We start from the raw sequence: 1,677 nt of genomic DNA on the forward strand, positions 1-1,677 counted from the left end.
ACCAAATCCGAGCTAGTCGTTCAAGCCGTCCAGCTCTACATCTCACAGAGAAAAAACTCGCTGTCCGCGTCACTAGCAACCACTTCCTAACCCCAAACAAAACGATCGCCGCTCCCGTCCTTGCCAGACCCTGAGCGGCGATCGCCTCCCACCTGCACTACACAGGAGTTTGAATTGTGTCGCGAACTGTTAAGTCTACCAGTCCCACTTTACCAAATACACAGCGAATTCTGCTGTCTCCGGCAGTACCGGAAGAATTTTCTTTAGATCAGTCGAAAGTAGGAGGCATCCGGCTCCAGCTTCTTTCAACCGACAGAAACTCCATCCGAGGCATCGCCGCAGCCGAAGCGCTGCACTGCGAACTGTGCGATTGCTTCGATCCTCAATTGCGCTGGGTACCACTGCCAGCGCAGCTACAGCAGCAGATCAACGCTGGGGGCTGGGGCGAGGCGATCGCCTGCCTCCGCGTGAAAGGTTTAGTCTCCGTCACGGTGGAGGGCTAGTGATGGCACTCCATCCAGACCTGCAGCCTGCAAAGCCGAACTACCCCAGTCTTGCCCCCACACTCCACAACGAAACCGACGCTAGTAAAGCGATCGGTCAAATTCCTGTTGAGTTCCTAGCAAAAAGCAGGGCCTTGCCCCAGCCCTGCTTCAATTCACCGAATAAAGATACGAAATGCAATCATACCAAACAACCCAAGGGACCGTTTTTCTCACCGATACGTTGGACGATCGGGACGTGTACGCCGATCAAGCCTGCCAGCGACCGATCGGGAGAATCATTGATTACGGCAGGCGTCGATCGCCGCGCTATGCAATCTGGCTTGCTGGTGGTGGTGCATTCTGGCAGCCGCCTCACGCATCGACGCTGAGAGAGGCAATAGAAGCGCTGCATACGCAGTGGCTTCGCACCCAGCAGCTTCAGCGGCGAGGTGCCCGATGCCAGTCATAATCATCGACCTGCTGGTGCAGTGGTCCGATCTGGAACCTCAGCGATGTGCAATCACACGCGCTGGAATCGGTTCAACGGTTTTTGATTTAAGGTTTACAAGCGTTGAGGTCGAGCACAGCCTTGACTTGAATCCCGTAATCGCGGCGATCGTGCAGAGCGCAGTTCAACGAGCGATTACGGCCCGCCAGTTGCGGTTCTCGCTAGTTAACGCTAACGAATACCACGTCAGCCTGATGGAATTTGAAGGCTCTGCCATTGCGTGGCGCTGCAAGACGGAGCACGCTGAGCCAGCGATCGCTCTCTTAGAGGCCTACTTGCGATGGCTGGAACGGGAGGGGTCGCCATGCCAGTCCTGAGCTTTCAACCCTGGAAGGCAACACTCGTGGAGCAGGGCCTTAGCCGCCAAACCGTGCGACGGGAACGCAAACACCCTATTTGCAAGGGCGATCAGCTCTATCTCTGGCAGTCGCAGCGCAGCAGCAACCGCAGACGACTAGGGACTGCAATCTGCACCAACAAAGACGGCATCACGATCGAGCAGAGCATTATCCGCCTGTGCTCAACTGCCTATGCGCCACTAGATGATGCAGCGCTGCTGGCATTTGTCCGCGCTGACGGGTTCGAGGACCCAGACCAGTTTTTCAAGTTCTTTCAGGACCATTACACGCTGCCGTTTCGAGGTGTAGTGCTGCACTGGGGCGAGGTGACGGTATGAGATTTCAG

The 1,677-nt window shown here is 56.1% G+C and carries 4 protein-coding genes; all 4 read left to right on the plus strand.

Annotation, left to right across the window (positions count from 1 at the left end; all coding sequences use genetic code 11):
• Nucleotides 1-176: 176 nt before the first annotated feature.
• Entirely contained in the window at nucleotides 177-503 is a 327-nt protein-coding gene (locus tag H6F43_RS16015) for a hypothetical protein (protein WP_190343722.1), read from the plus strand.
• A 175-nt stretch (nucleotides 504-678) separates the two neighbouring features.
• A complete protein-coding gene (locus tag H6F43_RS16020) occupies nucleotides 679-954 on the plus strand; it encodes a hypothetical protein (RefSeq protein ID WP_190343723.1) in 276 nt (91 codons plus the stop codon).
• Nucleotides 942-1,310: a hypothetical protein gene (locus tag H6F43_RS16025; protein WP_190343724.1), complete on the plus strand. Its 369-nt coding sequence runs from the start codon at nucleotides 942-944 to the stop codon at nucleotides 1,308-1,310. The genes H6F43_RS16020 and H6F43_RS16025 overlap by 13 nt, the downstream gene beginning before the upstream one ends.
• A complete protein-coding gene (locus H6F43_RS16030) occupies nucleotides 1,274-1,669 on the plus strand; it encodes a hypothetical protein (protein WP_206754578.1) in 396 nt (131 codons plus the stop codon). The genes H6F43_RS16025 and H6F43_RS16030 overlap by 37 nt, the downstream gene beginning before the upstream one ends.
• Nucleotides 1,670-1,677: the final 8 nt, after the last annotated feature.

Origin of the sequence: Leptolyngbya sp. FACHB-36, from assembly GCF_014695955.1 — a bacterium.
GTDB lineage: Bacteria > Cyanobacteriota > Cyanobacteriia > Leptolyngbyales > Leptolyngbyaceae > FACHB-36.